This is a genomic window from Streptacidiphilus sp. EB103A, assembly GCF_041261405.1.
In the GTDB taxonomy this organism is placed as follows: domain Bacteria; phylum Actinomycetota; class Actinomycetes; order Streptomycetales; family Streptomycetaceae; genus Streptacidiphilus.
In genome coordinates, this window is sequence record NZ_JBGCAQ010000001.1 from 357,772 (window position 1) to 374,132 (window position 16,361).

Genomic DNA, 16,361 nt, shown 5'->3' on the forward strand with positions numbered 1-16,361 from the left:
GGAGCGCTCCTCAACTGGCGGTGACGGTGTTGTGCTGCTGCCCCAAGCCGCTGATGGAGCCCTCCAGTACGTCCCCGGGCTGCAGGAAGACGCCCCAGTGCGCTCCGTTGCCGGCCGGGGAGCCGGTCAGCAGCAGGTCGCCGGGGAGCAGGGTGGTGGTCGCCGAGGCGTACTCGATGAGGCGGGGGATGTCGAAGATCATGTCCTTGGTGGACTCGTCCTGCCGGACGACGCCGTTGTGGCGCAGGGTGATCCGCAGGTCGCCGGGGTCGCCGACGAATGCGGCGGGGACCAGGTAGGGGCCGGTCGGCAGGAAGGTGTCGGTGTTCTTGGCGGTGAACCAGTCGGTGCCGATCGCCTTCAAGTCCGGACGGTAGAGCCGGTCGCGGGTGGTGAGGTCATTGCAGATGGTGTACGCGGCGACATGGGCCATCGCGTCCCGGCGGTCGATATGGCGGCCCGCGCGGCCGATGACCAGCGCCAGCTCCAGCTCCCAGTCGTGCTGGACGCCCTGCGGCGGCAGCACCACGGCGTCGTGGGGACCGCAGACGGCGCGCGGGCTGCCGAGGAAGAGGTACGGGACTCCGTTGCGGGCCCGCTCGTCCATCATCAGCTCGGCGTCGGCGCGGGCCTCCTCCGGGGTGGCGCCGTGCACGCTCTCCTTCTCGGCGGCGACCAGGTCCACCACGTGGCGGCGGTAGTTGGCGCCGCTCTGCAGGATCTGGCCGGGGGCGATCGGGGCGTGGACGCGGAGGTCGGCCAGGTCGTGCCAGGTGCCGGTGGAGGCATCGTCGGCGAGTTCGGCCAGCCGCGTGACCGTCGCGTCCCAGTCGGCGAACAGGGAGAAGGTGCTGGGCCCCAGTGGGGTCAGGTCGCGGACCCGGGGGCCGACCAGCAGGCCGGGGAAGGCCGGGCCCCCGCCGGAGCCGGAGAAGGTCCCCAGCGCGAAGGGACCGGCGACGGCGTCATCGGCGGCCGGAACGGCGGCCGGGACGGCGGGCGAGGCGGTGGCCGGGACGGCGGACGGGGTGGGCTCGGGCACGGCGGCTCCTCGGCGGTGCTGGGGTTCTGCTAAGGAAGCTAGGTAGTTGTGGCGGGCGGCGGAAATGCCCATCCGTGATGCCTGGCATCGGGCGGGCATTGCTCTGCGGGATGGAAGACCTTGTGCGAGGCGATAGCTCCATCCGTTGACGTTGGATCGACGCCGACGCCAGGGTTCCCACCAGGACTCCAACCCTCCGGGAGCGACCCCCGAACCCCCACGGCCACCGTCGGTGGCGGAGGGAGAAGACCACCGAGGAGCTGATGTGTTCGTCGAACATGCCGAGTTGACCGTCGCGCCGGAACAGGCCGAGGAGTTCGAGGCGGCCTTCGCCCGGGGCCGCGAGGCGCTGGCCGAGGCCGAGGGCTGCCGTTGGACCGAGCTGCTGCGCGGAGTGGAGCGCCCCGGCACCTGGCTGCTGCTGGTGGGCTGGGACTCGGTCGAGGCCCACACCGTCGGCTTCCGGCAGTCCGAGGGCTTCACCCGGTGGCGGGCGGCTGTCGGACCGTACTTCGCCGCGGCGCCCGCCGTGCAGCACTTCGCCACCCGCGTCCGGCGCTGAGCGGCGCACCGCCCCACCCGTTCGTGCTGGACCGTCCCACTCCTGAACTGACCCTGAGGAATACCTATGGCCGTCTCGAAGGTGCTCGTCGTCGGCGGCGGCATCACCGGTAGTGTGCTCGCGCTCGCTCTGGCCCAGCGCGGGGTTGCGGTGGAGCTGGTGGAGATCTCGCCGCAGTGGTTCGGCGTCGGCCACGGCATCACCGTCCAAGGGAATGCGCTGAAGGCGCTCCGCAGCGTCGGGGTACTGGACCGGGTGCTGGCCAAGGCGGTGCCCTTTGACCTGATGCGGCTGCGCCGGGCAGACGGCGGCCTGATCGTCGAGCTGGAGACCCCGCACACCGGCGGTGACGAGCTTCCCTCCACCGTCGGCGCCCTGCGCGCGGATCTGCAGAACGCACTCTGCGACGCCGTCTACGCGGCGGGTGTGAGCGTGCGGCTGGGGCTGAGCGTGACCGGGTTCGAGCAGGCCGAGGACCATGTGGACGTCCGGTTCACCGACGGCAGCAGCGGGCGCTATGACCTCGCCGTGGGTGCGGACGGACTGAATTCGCAGGTCCGCGGCATGCTGGGGATCGAGACCCGGCCGCATCCGGTCGGCATGAGCATCTTCCGGGTGGTCGGCGAACGGCCCCCGGAGATGGACTGCGCCGAGGTCTACTACGGCGGTCCGCGCTACAAGGCCGGCTACTCGCCGATCTCGGACACCCAGTGCTACGCCTATCTGCTGGACGAGAACCTCGACCCGGCCCTGATCGGCCCGCGCGCCCCGCTGACTCTGCTGCGCGAGCGTGGCGCCGGCTACGGGGGCGTCTGGGGGCGGGTGGTGGCCGGCCTGCCGGAGGACACCGCGGTGGACTACCGCTGGATCGAGGCGGTGCTGGTGGACGAGCCCTGGTACCGGGGCCGGGTGATGATCGCCGGCGATGCGGCGCACGCCTGCCCGCCGCTGATCGCGCAGGGCGCGGCGATGTGCGCCGAGGATGCCGTAGTGCTGGCCGAAATGGTCACCGGAGAGGGCGAGTTGGGGGAGATCCTGAAGGCGTTCATGGAGCGCCGGATGCCGCGGGTGCGCGCCGTGCTGGACAACTCGCTGCAACTGGCCGCATGGGAGATCCGCCCGGAGACCCCGGGGGCCGACCCGGCCCGGATCATGTCCGAGACGCTTGAGTTCCTCAGGGCGGAAGCGTGACCGCCGTGCCGGGCGTCGGCGTGGTCGACTTCCACGGCCATCTCGCCGTTCCCGAGGCCGACGCGCTGGTAGCCGGGACGGATGGGCTTGCGCGTGAGCTGATGGCGGAGCAGCGGTCCCACTCGGCCGAGTCGCTGACCCTGAACCGGCATCAACTGGCCAGTCGCAAAGGGCAACTGACAGATGTTCGACGCCGACTGACCGACCTCGACGCGATGGGCGTCGACGTCCAGGTCGTCGGGCCGATGCCGATGCACCACTACTGGGCCGAACCCGCCCTCGCGTCCCGGCTCGCCGAGACCGTCAACGGAGCCGTCGCGGCCCACTGCGCCGAGGCCCCGGACCGGCTATGCGGCCTGGGTACCGTCCCGCTCCAGCATGTCGACCTCGCCGTGGCCACCCTGCACCGGGCTCTGGCCGTGCACGGGCTGCACGGGGTGAGCGTCTCCACCACCGTCGAGAGGCGGGAGCTCGCCGACCCGTCCCACGACCCGTTCTGGGCGGCGGCGCAGGAAGCCGGGGCGATCGTCTTCGTCCATCCCTGGGGCTGCTCGCTGGGCGAGCGGCTGGCCACCCGCTACCTCGGCAACACGGTGGGCCAGCCGGTGGAGACGACCGTGGCGCTGTCGCACCTGATCTTCACCGGCGTGCTGGATCGCTTCCCGGGCCTGCGCCTGGTGGTGGCTCACGGCGGCGGTTACCTCCCCACCTACCTGGGCCGCTCGGACCACGCCTGGCAGCACCGTCCGGACGCGCGCGGCTGCGCCGAACCGCCGTCCGCCTACCTGCGCCGGCTGTGGTTCGACGCCCTGGTCTACACCCCGGTCGCGCTGCGGCAGTTGGTGCAGGCCGTCGGACCGGACCGGGTCGTGCTCGGCACCGACTATCCCTTCGACATGGGCGTCAGCGATCCGGTCCAGCGGCTGGACGCCGCCGGGCTCGCCGCCGACGTCCGCGCCGCCATCGCCGGGGGCACCGCGCTCCGGCTCCTGCAGCAGAGAGGCGACTGACCACCATGACACTCGGTCCGATCGAGGAGGAGCTGGCCAAGGCCCGTGCCGCCTACCGCAACTGGGGCCGCTGGGGTGCGGACGACGTCCTCGGCACGCTCAACCACCTCGACGACGCCAAGCGCGCCCACGCCGCCGGTCTGGTGCGGCGCGGCCGGGCGATCTCGCTGGCGCTGGAGTTCAACGAGGACGGTCCGCAGCGCGGATTCCGCGGCCGGATCAACCCGGTCCACTACATGAAGGACACCGGCACCGACGCCGCCGCCGAACGGCAGGGCTTCCCGCACGGCTTCGGCGGCGCCGACGACCACATCGTCATGCCGCTGCAGGCCGGCACCCAGTGGGACGGACTCGGCCACATCTACGACAACAAGCTCGCCTGGAACGGACGTTCCTGCACCATCGTGAACGGGAACGGCGACAGCGTCACCGGCATCGAGCACATGGCCGACGACTTCGTGGGCCGCGGTGTGCTGCTGGACGTCGGCCGGGTCGTCGGCGAGGACGGGATGGAGCTCCCGGACGGCTTCGCCATCACCGAGGAGCATCTGCGCGCCACCATCGAGGCGCAGGGTCCTACCTCCAGCGTCCGCCGTGGCGACATCGTGCTGATCCGCACCGGTCAGATCAACCGGGTCCGCCGCAACGGCAGTTGGGGCGAGTACGCGGCGGGGGCTGCACCCGGACTGTCGTTCACCACGCTCGGCTGGCTGCACCGTACCGAGATCGCCGCCGCCGCCACCGACACCTGGGGTTTTGAGGTGCGGCCCTACGAGTTCCCGGACCCCTGCATGTCGCCGCTGCACCAGATCGCCATCCCCAACATGGGCCTGCCGCTGGGGGAGATGTTCGATCTGGAGGCCCTGGGCGGGGACTGCGAGGCCGACGGGGTGTACGAGTTCCTGCTGGTCGCAGCCCCGCTCCCGGTGACGGGAGCGGTCGGTGCGCCGGTCAACCCGATCGCCGTGAAGTGAGCCCGCAGATGAACGACTGGAGTGCCCGCTTCACCGGAACCCTGTTCCTGCCTGGGGACGAGGGCGACGAGGACTTCGAGCAGGCCTGCGTCGGCCGGGTCTTCAACGCCCGCCGTCCCCCGGCTGCCGAGCGCCGCCCCGCCGCGGTACTGGAGGCGGCCACCGAGCAGGACGTGGTCGAGGGGGTCCGGCTCGCCCGCGAGCGGGGCTGGCAGGTCGCGGTCCGCTCCGGCGGCCACAGCTGGGCGGCCTGGAGCGTCCGCGAACAGGCGCTGCTGATCGACCTCGGCCGCTTCCGCGAGCTGGACTACGACCCGGCGACCGGGATCGTGACCGCCACCCCCGCGGTCAAGGGCGGTGACGAGCTCAACCCGTACCTGGCCGGGCACGGCCGCTTCTTCAACGGCGGCCACTGCCCCTCCGTGGGCATCGGCGGCTTCCTGCTCCAGGGCGGACAGGGCTGGAACGCCCGGGGCTGGGGCTGGGCTGCCGAGAACATCGTCGCTGTCGACGTGGTCACCGCGGAGGGCAAGCCGGTCCGTGCCGACGCCGGGCAGAACGCCGACCTGTTCTGGGCGGCGCGCGGCGCCGGCCCCGGCTTCCCGGGTGTGGTCACCCGCTTCCATCTGCGCACCCGCCCGCTGCCCCAGGCCCTCACCCACACCGTGCACGGCTATCCGCTGGAGCTGTTCGACCAGGTCATGACCTGGCTGCACGACATCCACCACACGGTCGGCGACTGCGTCGAGATCGTCGCGCTGACGCAGACCCCGCCCGGACACGACCGTCCGCTGCTGCTGGTCACCGGCCTGGCTCTGGCCGACACCCCGGCGGAGGCAGCCGAGGCGCTGGCCCCGTTGCACGCCAACCCGTACCGCGAGCACGCCCTGTTCCGGATCGAGGCCGAGCCGACCACCTTCGCCGAACAGTTGGCTGGTCAGCGCACCGCCAACCCCGAGGGCCGCCGCTACCTGGTCGACAACGCCTGGCTGAGCGGCAGCGCGGCCGAGGTCGTCCCGGCGATGCGCACGGTGTTCACCGAGCACCCGGTGCCGGGGGCCTTCACCATCTGGTTCTCGATGGCCCCGCTGCGGGCACTCCCCGAGATGGCCTTCAGCCTGCAGTCGGAGATCTACTGCGCGGCCTATGTCGTCCATGACGACCCCGCCCAGGACGCCCGGCTGCGCGGCTGGCTGGACCGGGCCATGGCCGAGCTGCAACCGGTGACGGCGGGTCAGTACCTCGGCGACTCCGACTTCACCAACCGCCAGCTCCGCTTCCTCGGCGACGAGCAATGGGACCGGCTGCAGCGGATCCGCGCCGACCGCGACCCCGACGCGCTGTTCGCCGGCTATCTCACCGCCGACGGGGACGCCCCCGCCAACCGCAACCACTGGGAGTCCTGAGATGCGTTTCGCCAGTTACGAGTACAACGGGGCCGAGGCGTCGGCCGTTCTCGACGACGACGGCCGGCTCCATCCACTGGAGGAGAGCCTGACCGTCCTGGTGACCCGTGGCGACCCGGACGCTCTGCGCGAGGCGGGGGAACGCGCTTTGGGCCGCCCCGATGGTCCGCCGGTCGGAGAGGTGCGACTGCTGCCGCCGTTCCAGGCCCCCAGCATCCGCGACTTCGTCGGCTTCGAGGCCCATATCGAAGGCGTGTCCAAGAGCCTGGACGGGCTGGAGCACGTCCCCGAGGTCTGGTACCGGGCGCCCGCCTTCTACTTCACCAACCCGCATGCCTCCTACGGCGCCCATGACGGCGTACCGGCCCCCGCCGGCTGCCGGATCCTGGACTTCGAGCTGGAGGTCGGCGCCGTCATCGGCCGCTCCGGACGGGATCTGACGCCTGATCAGGCAGGCTCGCACATCCTCGGCTACCTGGTCTTCAACGACTGGTCCGCCCGCGATCTGCAGAAGCCCGAGCGGGAGTTGGGTCTCGGCTTCAGCAAGGGCAAGGACTTCGCCAACACCCTCGGCCCCTGGCTGGTCACGGCGGACGAGGTGGAGCAGCACCGGGACGCCGACGGCTACCTCGACCTGGAGATGAGCGTCACCCTCAACGACGAGCTGATCGGCCGGGACACCCTGGCCAATGCCTCCTGGACCTTCGAGGAGATGATCGCCTACGCCTCCCGGGACGCCTGGGTCCGGCCCGGCGACATCCTCGGCTCGGGCACCTGCGGCTGGGGGGCGCTGGCCGAGCACTGGGGCCGCAACGGCGAGCGCACCCCGCCGCCGCTGCAGCCGGGCGACGAGGTGACCCTGACCGTCCAGGGCCTGGGCAGCGTGAGCAACCGGATCCTGCCCGGGCCGGGCCCCGAGGACGCCTACCTGCCCCGGGCCCGCAAGCGCGGTCGCAGCCCCCGGCCCTGAGTGTGTGCGCAGGCTGTCAAAGCCGGACACGACCTTCCCAGCAGGGATTCGTCTGGTTACAGTCACATTTCGTTGGACTGGTGTGGACGACGGTGTCGCACCAGGTTCTGGAAGGACGTGGCCGATGGGCCTGGGAGCGATTGACCTGAACCTGCTGGTGGCGCTGGAGGCGCTGCTGGAGGACCGCAATGTCACGCACGCGGGGCTCAGGCTCTGCACCAGCCAGTCGGCGATGAGCGGTTCACTCGCCCGGCTGCGCCGCCACTTCAACGACGAGCTGCTGGTCCGGGTGGGCCGCGAGTACGAGCTGACGCCGCTGGCCGAGCGGCTGCTGCCGCTGGTGCAGGACACCCTGCACAAGGCGGAGGAGGCGCTGTCGCTCACCAAGCAGTTCGACCCTGCGCGCAGCCTCCAGCGCTTCTCCGTGGTGATGTCGGACTACATGATGTCGGTGCTGGTCCAGCCGCTGCTGGAGGCCATCGGCGCCGAGGCGCCGGAGGTGCGGATCGACTTCCATCCGCTGGTCTACGGGCAGCCCGAGTCGGACACCCTGCTGCGCTGCCACGACATGATGCTGGTGCCGCTCGGCTACCAGCTGCCCGGCGTCAGCGAGGCGGTGATGCACGACCGCTTCGTCTGCATCCTGGACCGGGACAACCCGCGACTGACGGACGGACGGCTGACGCTGCGCGACCTGGCCGAGATGCCGCACGCGGCGGCGTCCTTCGGCAAGAGCCAGACCCCGGCGGGACGTCAGCTGGAGACCCTGGGCATCAACCCGAAGGTGCAGGTCAGCGCACCCGGTTTTGGCGTGCTGCCGTTCCTGGTGGCCGGGACGGACATGGTCGCGCTGGTCCCGGAGCGGCTGGCACGCCGCTTCGAGGGCTTCACCAGGGTCGTGGTCGTGCCGACCCCGTTCCCTGATGTGCCGCTGGTCGAGGCGCTCTACTGGCACCACAACCGGCACGCCGACCCGGGCCACACCTGGCTCCGCGAGACCATCCGCCGGGTGGGCGCGGAACTGGACGCGAGCCGGGCTGCTCAGGACGCCGCCGCTCAGGACGTCGCTGCGCACGAAGCGGCCCAGGAGTCGGTGTCTGGGCCTGGGCCTGGGCCTTCGCAGGATGACACCCATCAGGAGAATGAATTTCCGACGCTGGTGCGGGCCTCCTAGGTTCGAGGGGCGGGAGCCGATCCCACCCCTCGAACCAGCAGTAGCAGTAGGAGGACAGCGTGAGCCGCAGGCGTCTGGAAGGCCGTACCGTCGTGATCACCGGCGCGTCGCAGGGGCAGGGCGCCGCGGAGGCCGAGGCCTGTGCGCGCGAGGGGGCCAGGCTGGTCGCCACCGATGTGCTCGACGAGGCCGGCGAGAAGCTCGCTGCCTCGCTCCGGGCCCAGGGCCTGGACGCCGAGTACCGGCACCTGGACGTCACCTCCCCGGAGGACTGGGCCGCCCTGGCCGACTGGCTGGCGGAGCACCGCACCCCGGTGTGGGGCCTGGTCAACAACGCCGGCATCCCCATGCGGGCCCGGCTGGGCGCGGTGGAGCTGGCCGACTGGAATCGCGCCTACGCGGTGAACACCACCGGGCCGATGCTCGGCATCCAGGCCGTGGCGCCGCTGATGACCAGGGGCGGATCGATCGTCAACATCGGTTCGGTGGCCGGGCTCACGGCCCACCATGCGGTCGCCTACACCGCCAGCAAATGGGCGCTGCGCGGCCTCACCCGGGTCGCGGCGCTGGAGTTGGCGCCGCAGCGCATCCGAACCAATATCGTCCACCCCGGCTTCATCGACACCCCGCTGATGGCCACGGCCAATCCGGTGTTCGCGGCGGCCCACCTGTCGATGACCCCGCAGGGCCGACCGGGGCTCCCGGAGGAGGTCGCCCCGCTGGTCGTGCACCTGCTCTCGGACGAGGCCGGCTACACCAACGGCGCCGAGATCACCGTGGACGGCGGGTATGCCGCGCACGGCGGGGTCAAGGCGATCACCAATGCGCTGGACGGCGGCTGACCGCACAACGCTGACGGCCCGCGCCCCGCTACGGGGAGCGGGCCGTAGGCGTTGTGATGGTGGGTCAGACATCCTTTTCGATCAGCTCGATGAGGTTGCCCTCCGGGTCGGCGACCCAGGCCATGTCCACCCCCGGTTCGGGTGACGGTCCCGGGGCCATCACCTCGGTCGCGCCGTGGGCGACCAGAGTGTCGTAGAGCGGCCGCAACTCCGGGACGGTCAGGGCGAAGTGACCGTACCCCTCGTGCAGGGCCGCCTCCAGCGGGTTCGCGCCGCGGGGGCCCGGCTGCGAGCCGGTGCGGTGCAGCAGCTCGATCCGCCAGCCGCGCGGGTGCTCCAGCACCACGGCGGAGAGGCCGGGGCCGGCCAGGGTGAACTCGAAGACGCTGCGCAGCCCGAAGGCCTTGCTGTACCAGTCCGTCGCCGCGTCCAACTCCCTTACATTGACGCCTACATGGTCGAGGCGTGCGCGCTGTGTCGACATCACTCAGCCCGCCATCGCGCTGTCGCCGCCGTCGACCATGAGATTGGCGCCGTTGACGAACGACGCCTCGTTCGAGCACAGGAACGCCGCCGCGCGGGCGATGTCCTCGGGCTGTCCGATCCTTCCCGCCGGGATGCGTGCCTCCAGGGCTGCCTTCGGGCCCTCGGGGTCGTCCAGGAACGGCGCGGTGGCGGCGGTGCGGGTGATGCCGGGGGCGATGGAGTTGACCCGGATCCTGTGCGGTGCGCCGGCCGCGCACAGGTGCTTGGTCATCGCCAGCACGCCGCCCTTGGCGGCCCCGTGCGGCACCATCGGCATGAACAGCGCGCCGCGCTCGGCCGCGACCGAGGACACATTGAGCACCGCGCCGCCGCCCCGGGCGATCAGATGGGGCCAGGCGGCCTGGGTGCAGAAGTAGGGGATGTCGAGCTCGTTCTTGATGGTGAAGTACCAGTCCTCGGCGGGCATTGACGCGAACGGGCCGTTCCTCAGGGCGGAGGCGTTGTTGTAGAGGATGTCGATGCCACCGAAGGCTTCGATCCCGGCCTCGACCCAGCTGCGGGCGCCCTCCTGGGTGGACAGGTCCACCGGGGCGAGTGAGCGCATCTCGCCGCCGGCCTTCTCGACCAGCTCCACGGTCTCGGCGTCGGCCTCCGCGTCGATGTCGCAGCCGAAGACCCTGGCCCCCTCGGCGGCGAACACCATCGCGGCCGCGCGGCCGATGCCGGCCCCCGTCCCGCTGATGAACGCCGTCTTCCCGTCAAGCCGCCCCATCGCACGCACCTCTCGTCGTTCACCGCAGGGTCGCGGCGCTTGCAGAGTAGGGACGGCGCCGCAGCCAGAACAAGGCAGTCGGCATCGCACCTGGGTATGCCTGGCATGCGAGCTTCTCGGCTGCGGACCGTAGTGGGCTTGTCGCGCAGTTCCCCGCGCCCCTAGGTTGTGCAACTGGGCCAGTTGCATACCCCCAGGGGCGCGGGGAACTGCGCGACAAACCAACTACGGTCCGCAGCCAGAGTTCGGACAGGACGTCCCCTATGCTTCGACGGCGTCCGACCCCGCCCGAAGGGCCAGCAGAGCCAGCAGGCAGGACGCCAGCGCAGCGATCCCACAGACGGTGAAGCCCAAGGCGTACCCGTGGCCGAGGGCCTGCATGGCGAGCGGTCCGGCCGCGCCGGGCGGGGAGGCCGCGGGGACGGAGTTCACCGCGAGCGGACCGCCCGCCCCGGCGACCTGGCCCGCCGCGGCCTTGGCGGCAGCCGACAGCGGTGAGGCGGCCAGCTTCGCGGTGAAGTCGCTCGCCGCGCGGCTCAGCGCGACGGCTCCGATGACCGCCGGGCCGAGGGTGAACCCGAAGTCGCGCAGCAGGCTGGTGGAGGCGCTGGCCATCCCGGCGAGGTGGACCGGGACGGTGTTGACCGCGGTCGCGGTGATCGAGGACACCGTCAGTGCGAAGCCGATGCCGACCAGGCCCAGCGGCAGCACCAGCGAGCCCAGCCCCCGGTCGTCGACCGACAGGTTGGCGGCGAGGAAGTCGCCGCAGGCGATCAGGGCCAGGCCGACGCTGAGCAGCCAGCGGCCGTTGACGCGTTCCAGCAGCCGGGAGGTCAGCGGGGTCATCGCCAGGGTGATGCCGTTGAGCAGGATGAAGGCGACGGAGGAGCGCAGCGGGCTCTGGTGCTGGATCGGGCCGAGCCGGATGCTGGTCGCATAGGCGGTGCCCAGGAAGCTGAACATGCCGACCACGGCCACCACCGAGGCGACCGCGAAGGACCGGTTGCGGAACAGGTCCAGCCGCAGCAGCGGCGAGGCGGCCCGGGCCTCGGCGATCAGGAAGAGCACGATGAACACGGCGGCGACGACGAAGGCGGTGACCACGGAGGTGCTGCCCCAGCCGTCGGTCGGTCCCTGGATCACCGCGTAGAGCAGCGCGAACAGGCCCACCCCGATGGTCAGTTGACCTCCCACGTCCAGCGAACGGCCCTCCGGGGCGCTGGAGTCGTGGGCGAAGCGGAGGCTGACGGCGGTGCTGGCCGCGGCGATGAACGCCACCACGATGAAGGCCCAGCGCCAGGAGCCGTAGTTGCCGGTGATCCCGCCGAGGACCGGGGCTATGAATCCGCCGGTGGACAGCGAGGCCGCCCAGACGCTGATGCTGCGGGCCCGGTCCCGGTGGGTGCGGGTGCCTGCGGCGATCATCGCCAGGGAGGTGGGGAACAGTGCGGCGGCGCCCAGCCCGGCCAGGGCCTGGCCGACCCAGAGCAGGTGGACGCCGTGCGCGGCGGCGGCGGCGGCCTCACCGGCGACGATCAGCGCGGATCCGCCGACCAGCAGCCGCTTGCGGCCGAAGAGGTCGCCGAGGACACCGAAGGTGAGCTCCAGCACGGTGACCGGGAGCAGGAAGGCGTCGGAGATCCAGGTGAGTTGGGAGCCGATGGGGTGGAGGTCCTGCTGGAACAGCCCGTTGAGGGTGGCCGGGATGGCCAGGGCGATCTGGGCCAGGCAGACGGCGAGGCAGCCCGCGAGCAGGGTGCCGAGGGCGAGCGAGGGCGCTGAGGTTCCGTCGCTCGCGGTGTCGGGCTTCGCGGATCTGGGTGGTGTGGCGGAGGTGGGCATGCGTTCTCCCTGAAGTCGTCCCGTCGATGACGGAAGGTCAGTTGATCGGCTGGGCGCCGACCAGGCGTCCGGGCCGGTATGTGATGAAGGCGGCGCCGTCCAGGCCCAGCCGGTCGGCCGCGGACTGGAGCGCGGCGGCGGAGGTCTGCCCGTCCCAGTGGCCGGTGCTGACGCGGTGGTCCAGTGCGTGGACCGAGGCGACGATCTCGGCGGTGGTGAAGTTGCAGTGGCTCTGTCGGTCGACATAGGCCTGCCGCAGCAGCGCGCCGTCGCCGGCCGCCCGCACCCGCTGGGCGAAGGCCTGCTCCTGCTGCACCGGTACGAGCTGGTCGGAGATGGTGTGCACATCGAGCAGCGGGACGGCCAGGCCCTGCCCTGCGGTCGAGGTCTGCTCCAGGTGCCGGACGGCCTGTGGGTCGGCGTGGATGCCGGCGCCTCGGGTGAGCGCGGCGGTGTCGGCGTGCAGGTCGAGTCCGGCCTGCCGGTACAGCGCGCGCACCTCGGCGGCGTGCTCGGAGCCGCTGAGCAGCCTGGCGTAGTCGGTTCCGGCGGTGCCCGAGGTGTTGCCGCCGGCGGACTGCTCGATGGACCAGCGGCCGTTCTCGATGAAGGCCAGCAGGCCCTGGGCGAGCCAGACGTACTGCTGGGCCTCCTGTGCGGCCGGGTCGTCGGCGGCCGGCGGGTTGAGCCCGGGCGCCCAGTCGGAGAGGTTGAGGTAGGCGGCGGCGAGGGCGATCCTGGCCCGGCCCTGCGCGGTGGCCTGGGCGGCGGTGACGGCTGCGGTGAGCCGGCCGGCGGTGGTGGCGGCGTCGGCGGCGCTGCTGAAGCCGGTCAGCTTGACCTGCTGTCCGGGCAGCAGCAGGGCGGCGATGGTGTACTCGGCCTGCAGCTGGTAGTCGTCCAGGTCCACGCCGCCCGCGACCAGTCCGCAGATCCCCACGGCGCCGTCGACCCGTCCGGCGCCGTCGCGGGCGATCCTGGCGTTGACCAGGCCGCCCATGGACTCGCCGACGGACAGTGTCCGGGCGGGACGGGCCACGGTGCGGTTGAAGGCGTCGAGGGTGGCGAACTGGTCGCGTTCCGCGCTGTCCAGGGCCCACCAGGAGCCGGACGGGTCGTAGGAGGAGCCGGCCAGGGCGTAGCCCTCGGCGAGCAGTTCCTGCTGGGAGGCGGTCGTAGGTGCGTCGGCGGCGATGGTCGGGCCGTACCCGTGGCTGAACAGCAGCAGGGTGCCGTTCCAGTGTGCGGGGACGTCGGCGATCCAGGTGGCGCCGTCGGCGAGGGTGCCGGTGCGGTGGCCTGCGGTGGGAGCGGTGCTGGTCACGGAACCGGCGGTGGCGGTGCCGGTGAGCGCGGCGCCGAGGAGGGCGATGGTCGCGCCGAGGGTGCAGGCGCGGGTCAGGAGGCGGTTGGGCATGGCGGGGCGCTCCGATCGGGTGGGGGAGATCGTGCGGGATCGCGGGAGTCCGCGATATGCCGTTGCGTGCCGTGAATGTAGGGCTGTTTTTTGACGACAGTCAATGGGATGCCCAATATTCCTGCGCCGGGACACAGTCGCTTGGCCTACGCTGTGCCCGTGACCAGCGCAGCCAAGGGCAGGGCCGACAGCGAACCGGACGACGCGACCGAGCCGGGCGCCGCCCCGCGCCCCCAGTCGCTGCTGCTGAGCTTCTTCGGCATCCATGTGCTCGGGCGCGGGATCGCGGTGTCCTCAGCGAGCATCATCGACATCCTGGGGCGGGTCGGCGTCGGCGAGGACGCCGTGCGGTCCACGCTCACCAGGATGGTCGGCCGCGATCTGCTGGACCGTCAGCGGGTGGGCCGCAAGGCATACTTCGGGCTCACCGAGCGCTCGGACGCGGTGCTGAGGGACGGTCAGCAGCGGGTCTGGCGGGCCGGGGTGGTGAACCAGGACTGGGACGGCACCTGGACCGTGGTCGGCTTCTCGCTCCCCGACGCCTGGCGCAGCGAGCGGCACGACCTGCGCTCGCGGCTGCTGTGGGGCGGGCTTGGCCCGCTGCAGAGCGGAATGTGGGCGGCCCCCGGACGGGTGGACGTGGCGGCGCTGGTGGCCGGGCTCGAACTGGAGGCGCACCTGAAGGTCTTCCAGGGCTGCGCGGTCGCGCCGACGGACGCCGGGACCATGGTCGCCACCGCCTTCGACATCCCGGCGATAGCCCGGCGGCACGAGGCCTTCCTGGTCCGCTGGGGCAGCGCCGCCCCGGTCGCGGGCGGCGACCCGCTGGCCGCCCAACTGCTGCTGCACACCGACTGGCTGGACCTGGTGCGGCGCGATCCGCACCTGCCTGTGGAGTATCTGCCGGAGGACTGGCCGGCCGTCCGCGCGGAACGCGTCTTCCGTCGGTTGGCTTTGCGCTACGAGGAGCCGGCGCGGCTCCGGGCTGCAGAGATCCTCGATGCTGTCGAGTGCGGACCGTAGGGGGCTGGGCGCGCAGTTCCCCGCGCCCCTAGGTGGCTGCAACTGGCTCGCAGTGGGTCAGTTGCTGTCACCCTAGGGGCGCGAGGAACTGCGCGACCAGCCAGGCACATGCCACAGCCGAAAACCCGACAGCAACCCCTACTCGGGTTCAGCCACCCGCCGCAGCAACTCGCGCAACGCCTCACGCTCGGCGGGTTCCAGTGGCGCCAGGAGTTCGTCCGTCACCCGGCGGCTGCCCTTGTCGGTGTCGCGCAGCACGTCCCGCCCGGCCTCGGTGAGGACGACGATCCGGCTGCGGCGGTCGCCCGGGGCGGGTTGCCGTTCGGCGAGGCCGAGCCGCTGCAGGTCGTCGACCAGGCTGACGATGGCGCTGGGGTCGTAGCCCAAGCGCTCGCTCAGCTCGCGCTGGAGCGCGCCGTCGACCGTGGCCAGGTAGCGCAGCAGCGCGTAGTGGCGCAGCCGCAGCCCGGACTCCTCCAGGGTCGCGTTGAACAGCCGGCCCGAGCGCAGTCCGAGCCGGTAGAGCAGATAGCCGGTGTCGGCGTGCAGGGTGCGCATCCAGGGTGTGTCGGGTTCGGTGCTGGCGATCTCGGGCTCCCCGGTGGGTCCTGTTGTTGTCAGTCCCAGCATGGCTTAGGTCTAGGTTCTCAGCAACTATTGACGAGAACAATGATTGGTCCTAGCTTCGATCTCGCCCAGCCTCCCCACGAAGGGACACACCGACGTGTCGCACAACCCCACCGATCTGACCGGCAAGGTCGCCGTGGTCACCGGCAGCGGACGGGGCCTCGGCCTCGCCTACGCCGCCGCGCTGGCCCGGGCCGGAGCGGCCGTGGTCATCAACGATGTGGACCTGGAGACCGCCGAGCAGGCCGTCAAGACCATCACCGAGCAGGGCGGACAGGCCGTCGCCGAGACCGTCGCGGTCGGCACCGCCGAGGCCGCGGACCGGCTGGTGGCCCGCGCTGTGGACAGCTTCGGACGGCTGGACGTGATGGTCACCAACGCCGGGATCCTGCGGGACCGGGTGCTGTGGAAGATGACCGACGAGGACTTCGACGCCGTCGTCGGCGTCCATCTGCGCGGCACCTTCACCTGCGCCCGCGCCGCCGCCGTGCGGATGCGGGAGCAGGGCGAGGGGGGAAGGCTGATCCTGGTCGGCTCCCCGGCCGGACAGCGCGGCAACTTCGGGCAGACCAACTACGCCGCGGCCAAGGCCGGCATCGCCGCCATGGTGCGCACCTGGTCGATGGAGCTGAGCCGCTCCGCCATCACCGTCAACGCGATCGTCCCGGTCGCCGCCACCGCCATGACCGAGACCATCCCCGCCTTCGCCCCCTACGTCGAGGCGATGCGCGGCGGCGAGCCGCTGCCGGACTTCCTGCGCAAGGGCGAGGGCTTCGGCACCCCCGAGGACTGCGCGGCGCTGATCCCGTTCCTCGCCTCGGCCGCGGCGGCCGACGTCACCGGGCAGTGCATCGGCATCGGCGGCGACCGGCTCGCGCTGTGGTCGCACCCGCAGGAGGCGGCCGTGGCCTTCGCCGACGGCGGCTGGACCCCCGACACCATCGCTGCCGCCTGGCACAGCACGGTCGGCAGCGCGCCGCAGACCGTCGGCATCCCCGCCCCCAAGCTGCCGGAGGTCTGAGA

The 16,361-nt window shown here is 71.8% G+C and carries 16 protein-coding genes; 10 read left to right on the forward strand and 6 right to left on the reverse strand.

All coding sequences use genetic code 11. The features are described from left to right. Nucleotides 1-10: 10 nt before the first annotated feature. On the reverse strand, nucleotides 11-943 hold the full coding sequence (locus ABH941_RS01570) for a fumarylacetoacetate hydrolase family protein (protein WP_370127061.1): 933 nt from the start codon (nucleotides 941-943) through the stop codon (nucleotides 11-13). Nucleotides 944-1,307: 364 nt separating this feature from the next. On the opposite strand from ABH941_RS01570, the gene ABH941_RS01575 reads away from it, so the two are divergent. The 8 genes from ABH941_RS01575 (at nucleotide 1,308) to ABH941_RS01610 (ending at nucleotide 9,171) form a co-directional block, all read left to right on the forward strand. Further along, nucleotides 1,308-1,604: an antibiotic biosynthesis monooxygenase gene (locus tag ABH941_RS01575; RefSeq protein ID WP_133998383.1), complete on the forward strand. Its 297-nt coding sequence runs from the start codon at nucleotides 1,308-1,310 to the stop codon at nucleotides 1,602-1,604. A 66-nt stretch (nucleotides 1,605-1,670) separates the two neighbouring features. Next, nucleotides 1,671-2,795 carry an FAD-dependent monooxygenase gene (locus ABH941_RS01580; protein WP_370126680.1) on the forward strand — a complete coding sequence of 375 codons (1,125 nt, stop codon included), beginning with the start codon at nucleotides 1,671-1,673 and terminating at the stop codon, nucleotides 2,793-2,795. Further along, nucleotides 2,792-3,805 (forward strand): amidohydrolase family protein, encoded by a 1,014-nt coding sequence (locus ABH941_RS01585; RefSeq protein ID WP_370126681.1) that lies wholly within the window; start codon nucleotides 2,792-2,794, stop codon nucleotides 3,803-3,805. The genes ABH941_RS01580 and ABH941_RS01585 overlap by 4 nt, the downstream gene beginning before the upstream one ends. A gap of 5 nt (nucleotides 3,806-3,810) precedes the next feature. Continuing rightward, nucleotides 3,811-4,779, forward strand: coding sequence for a cyclase family protein (locus ABH941_RS01590; RefSeq protein WP_370126682.1), 969 nt, complete (start codon nucleotides 3,811-3,813; stop codon nucleotides 4,777-4,779). Nucleotides 4,780-4,787: 8 nt separating this feature from the next. Further along, on the forward strand, nucleotides 4,788-6,185 hold the full coding sequence (locus tag ABH941_RS01595; RefSeq protein ID WP_370126683.1) for an FAD-binding oxidoreductase: 1,398 nt from the start codon (nucleotides 4,788-4,790) through the stop codon (nucleotides 6,183-6,185). 1 nt (nucleotide 6,186) lies between these two features. Next, nucleotides 6,187-7,155, forward strand: a complete 969-nt coding sequence (locus tag ABH941_RS01600; protein WP_370126684.1) for a fumarylacetoacetate hydrolase family protein — start codon at nucleotides 6,187-6,189, stop codon at nucleotides 7,153-7,155. Nucleotides 7,156-7,279: 124 nt separating this feature from the next. Continuing rightward, a complete protein-coding gene (locus tag ABH941_RS01605; RefSeq protein WP_370126685.1) occupies nucleotides 7,280-8,329 on the forward strand; it encodes a LysR family transcriptional regulator in 1,050 nt (349 codons plus the stop codon). Nucleotides 8,330-8,388: 59 nt separating this feature from the next. Further along, nucleotides 8,389-9,171 (forward strand): SDR family NAD(P)-dependent oxidoreductase, encoded by a 783-nt coding sequence (locus ABH941_RS01610; protein WP_370126686.1) that lies wholly within the window; start codon nucleotides 8,389-8,391, stop codon nucleotides 9,169-9,171. A 64-nt stretch (nucleotides 9,172-9,235) separates the two neighbouring features. Here ABH941_RS01610 and ABH941_RS01615 read toward each other — a convergent pair whose 3' ends face one another. From ABH941_RS01615 to ABH941_RS01630, 4 genes are all read right to left on the reverse strand, one after another. Continuing rightward, nucleotides 9,236-9,655 (reverse strand): VOC family protein, encoded by a 420-nt coding sequence (locus ABH941_RS01615; RefSeq protein WP_370126688.1) that lies wholly within the window; start codon nucleotides 9,653-9,655, stop codon nucleotides 9,236-9,238. A 3-nt stretch (nucleotides 9,656-9,658) separates the two neighbouring features. Then, nucleotides 9,659-10,429, reverse strand: coding sequence for an SDR family NAD(P)-dependent oxidoreductase (locus ABH941_RS01620; protein ID WP_370126689.1), 771 nt, complete (start codon nucleotides 10,427-10,429; stop codon nucleotides 9,659-9,661). 261 nt (nucleotides 10,430-10,690) lie between these two features. Further along, a complete protein-coding gene (locus ABH941_RS01625) occupies nucleotides 10,691-12,271 on the reverse strand; it encodes an MFS transporter (protein ID WP_370126690.1) in 1,581 nt (526 codons plus the stop codon). A 37-nt stretch (nucleotides 12,272-12,308) separates the two neighbouring features. Beyond that, a complete protein-coding gene (locus ABH941_RS01630; RefSeq protein WP_370126691.1) occupies nucleotides 12,309-13,688 on the reverse strand; it encodes an alpha/beta hydrolase in 1,380 nt (459 codons plus the stop codon). Between the two features lie 159 nt (nucleotides 13,689-13,847). On the opposite strand from ABH941_RS01630, the gene ABH941_RS01635 reads away from it, so the two are divergent. Then, nucleotides 13,848-14,711 carry a PaaX family transcriptional regulator C-terminal domain-containing protein gene (locus ABH941_RS01635; RefSeq protein WP_370126692.1) on the forward strand — a complete coding sequence of 288 codons (864 nt, stop codon included), beginning with the start codon at nucleotides 13,848-13,850 and terminating at the stop codon, nucleotides 14,709-14,711. 138 nt (nucleotides 14,712-14,849) lie between these two features. On the opposite strand, the gene ABH941_RS01640 is transcribed toward ABH941_RS01635, so the two are convergent. After that, nucleotides 14,850-15,269, reverse strand: a complete 420-nt coding sequence (locus ABH941_RS01640) for a MarR family winged helix-turn-helix transcriptional regulator (protein ID WP_370127062.1) — start codon at nucleotides 15,267-15,269, stop codon at nucleotides 14,850-14,852. A gap of 166 nt (nucleotides 15,270-15,435) precedes the next feature. Between ABH941_RS01640 and ABH941_RS01645 the strand changes: the two genes are divergently transcribed. Then, the gene (locus ABH941_RS01645; protein ID WP_370126693.1) at nucleotides 15,436-16,359 is read left to right on the forward strand and encodes an SDR family NAD(P)-dependent oxidoreductase; all 924 of its coding nucleotides are present in this window, start codon (nucleotides 15,436-15,438) and stop codon (nucleotides 16,357-16,359) included. Nucleotides 16,360-16,361: the final 2 nt, after the last annotated feature.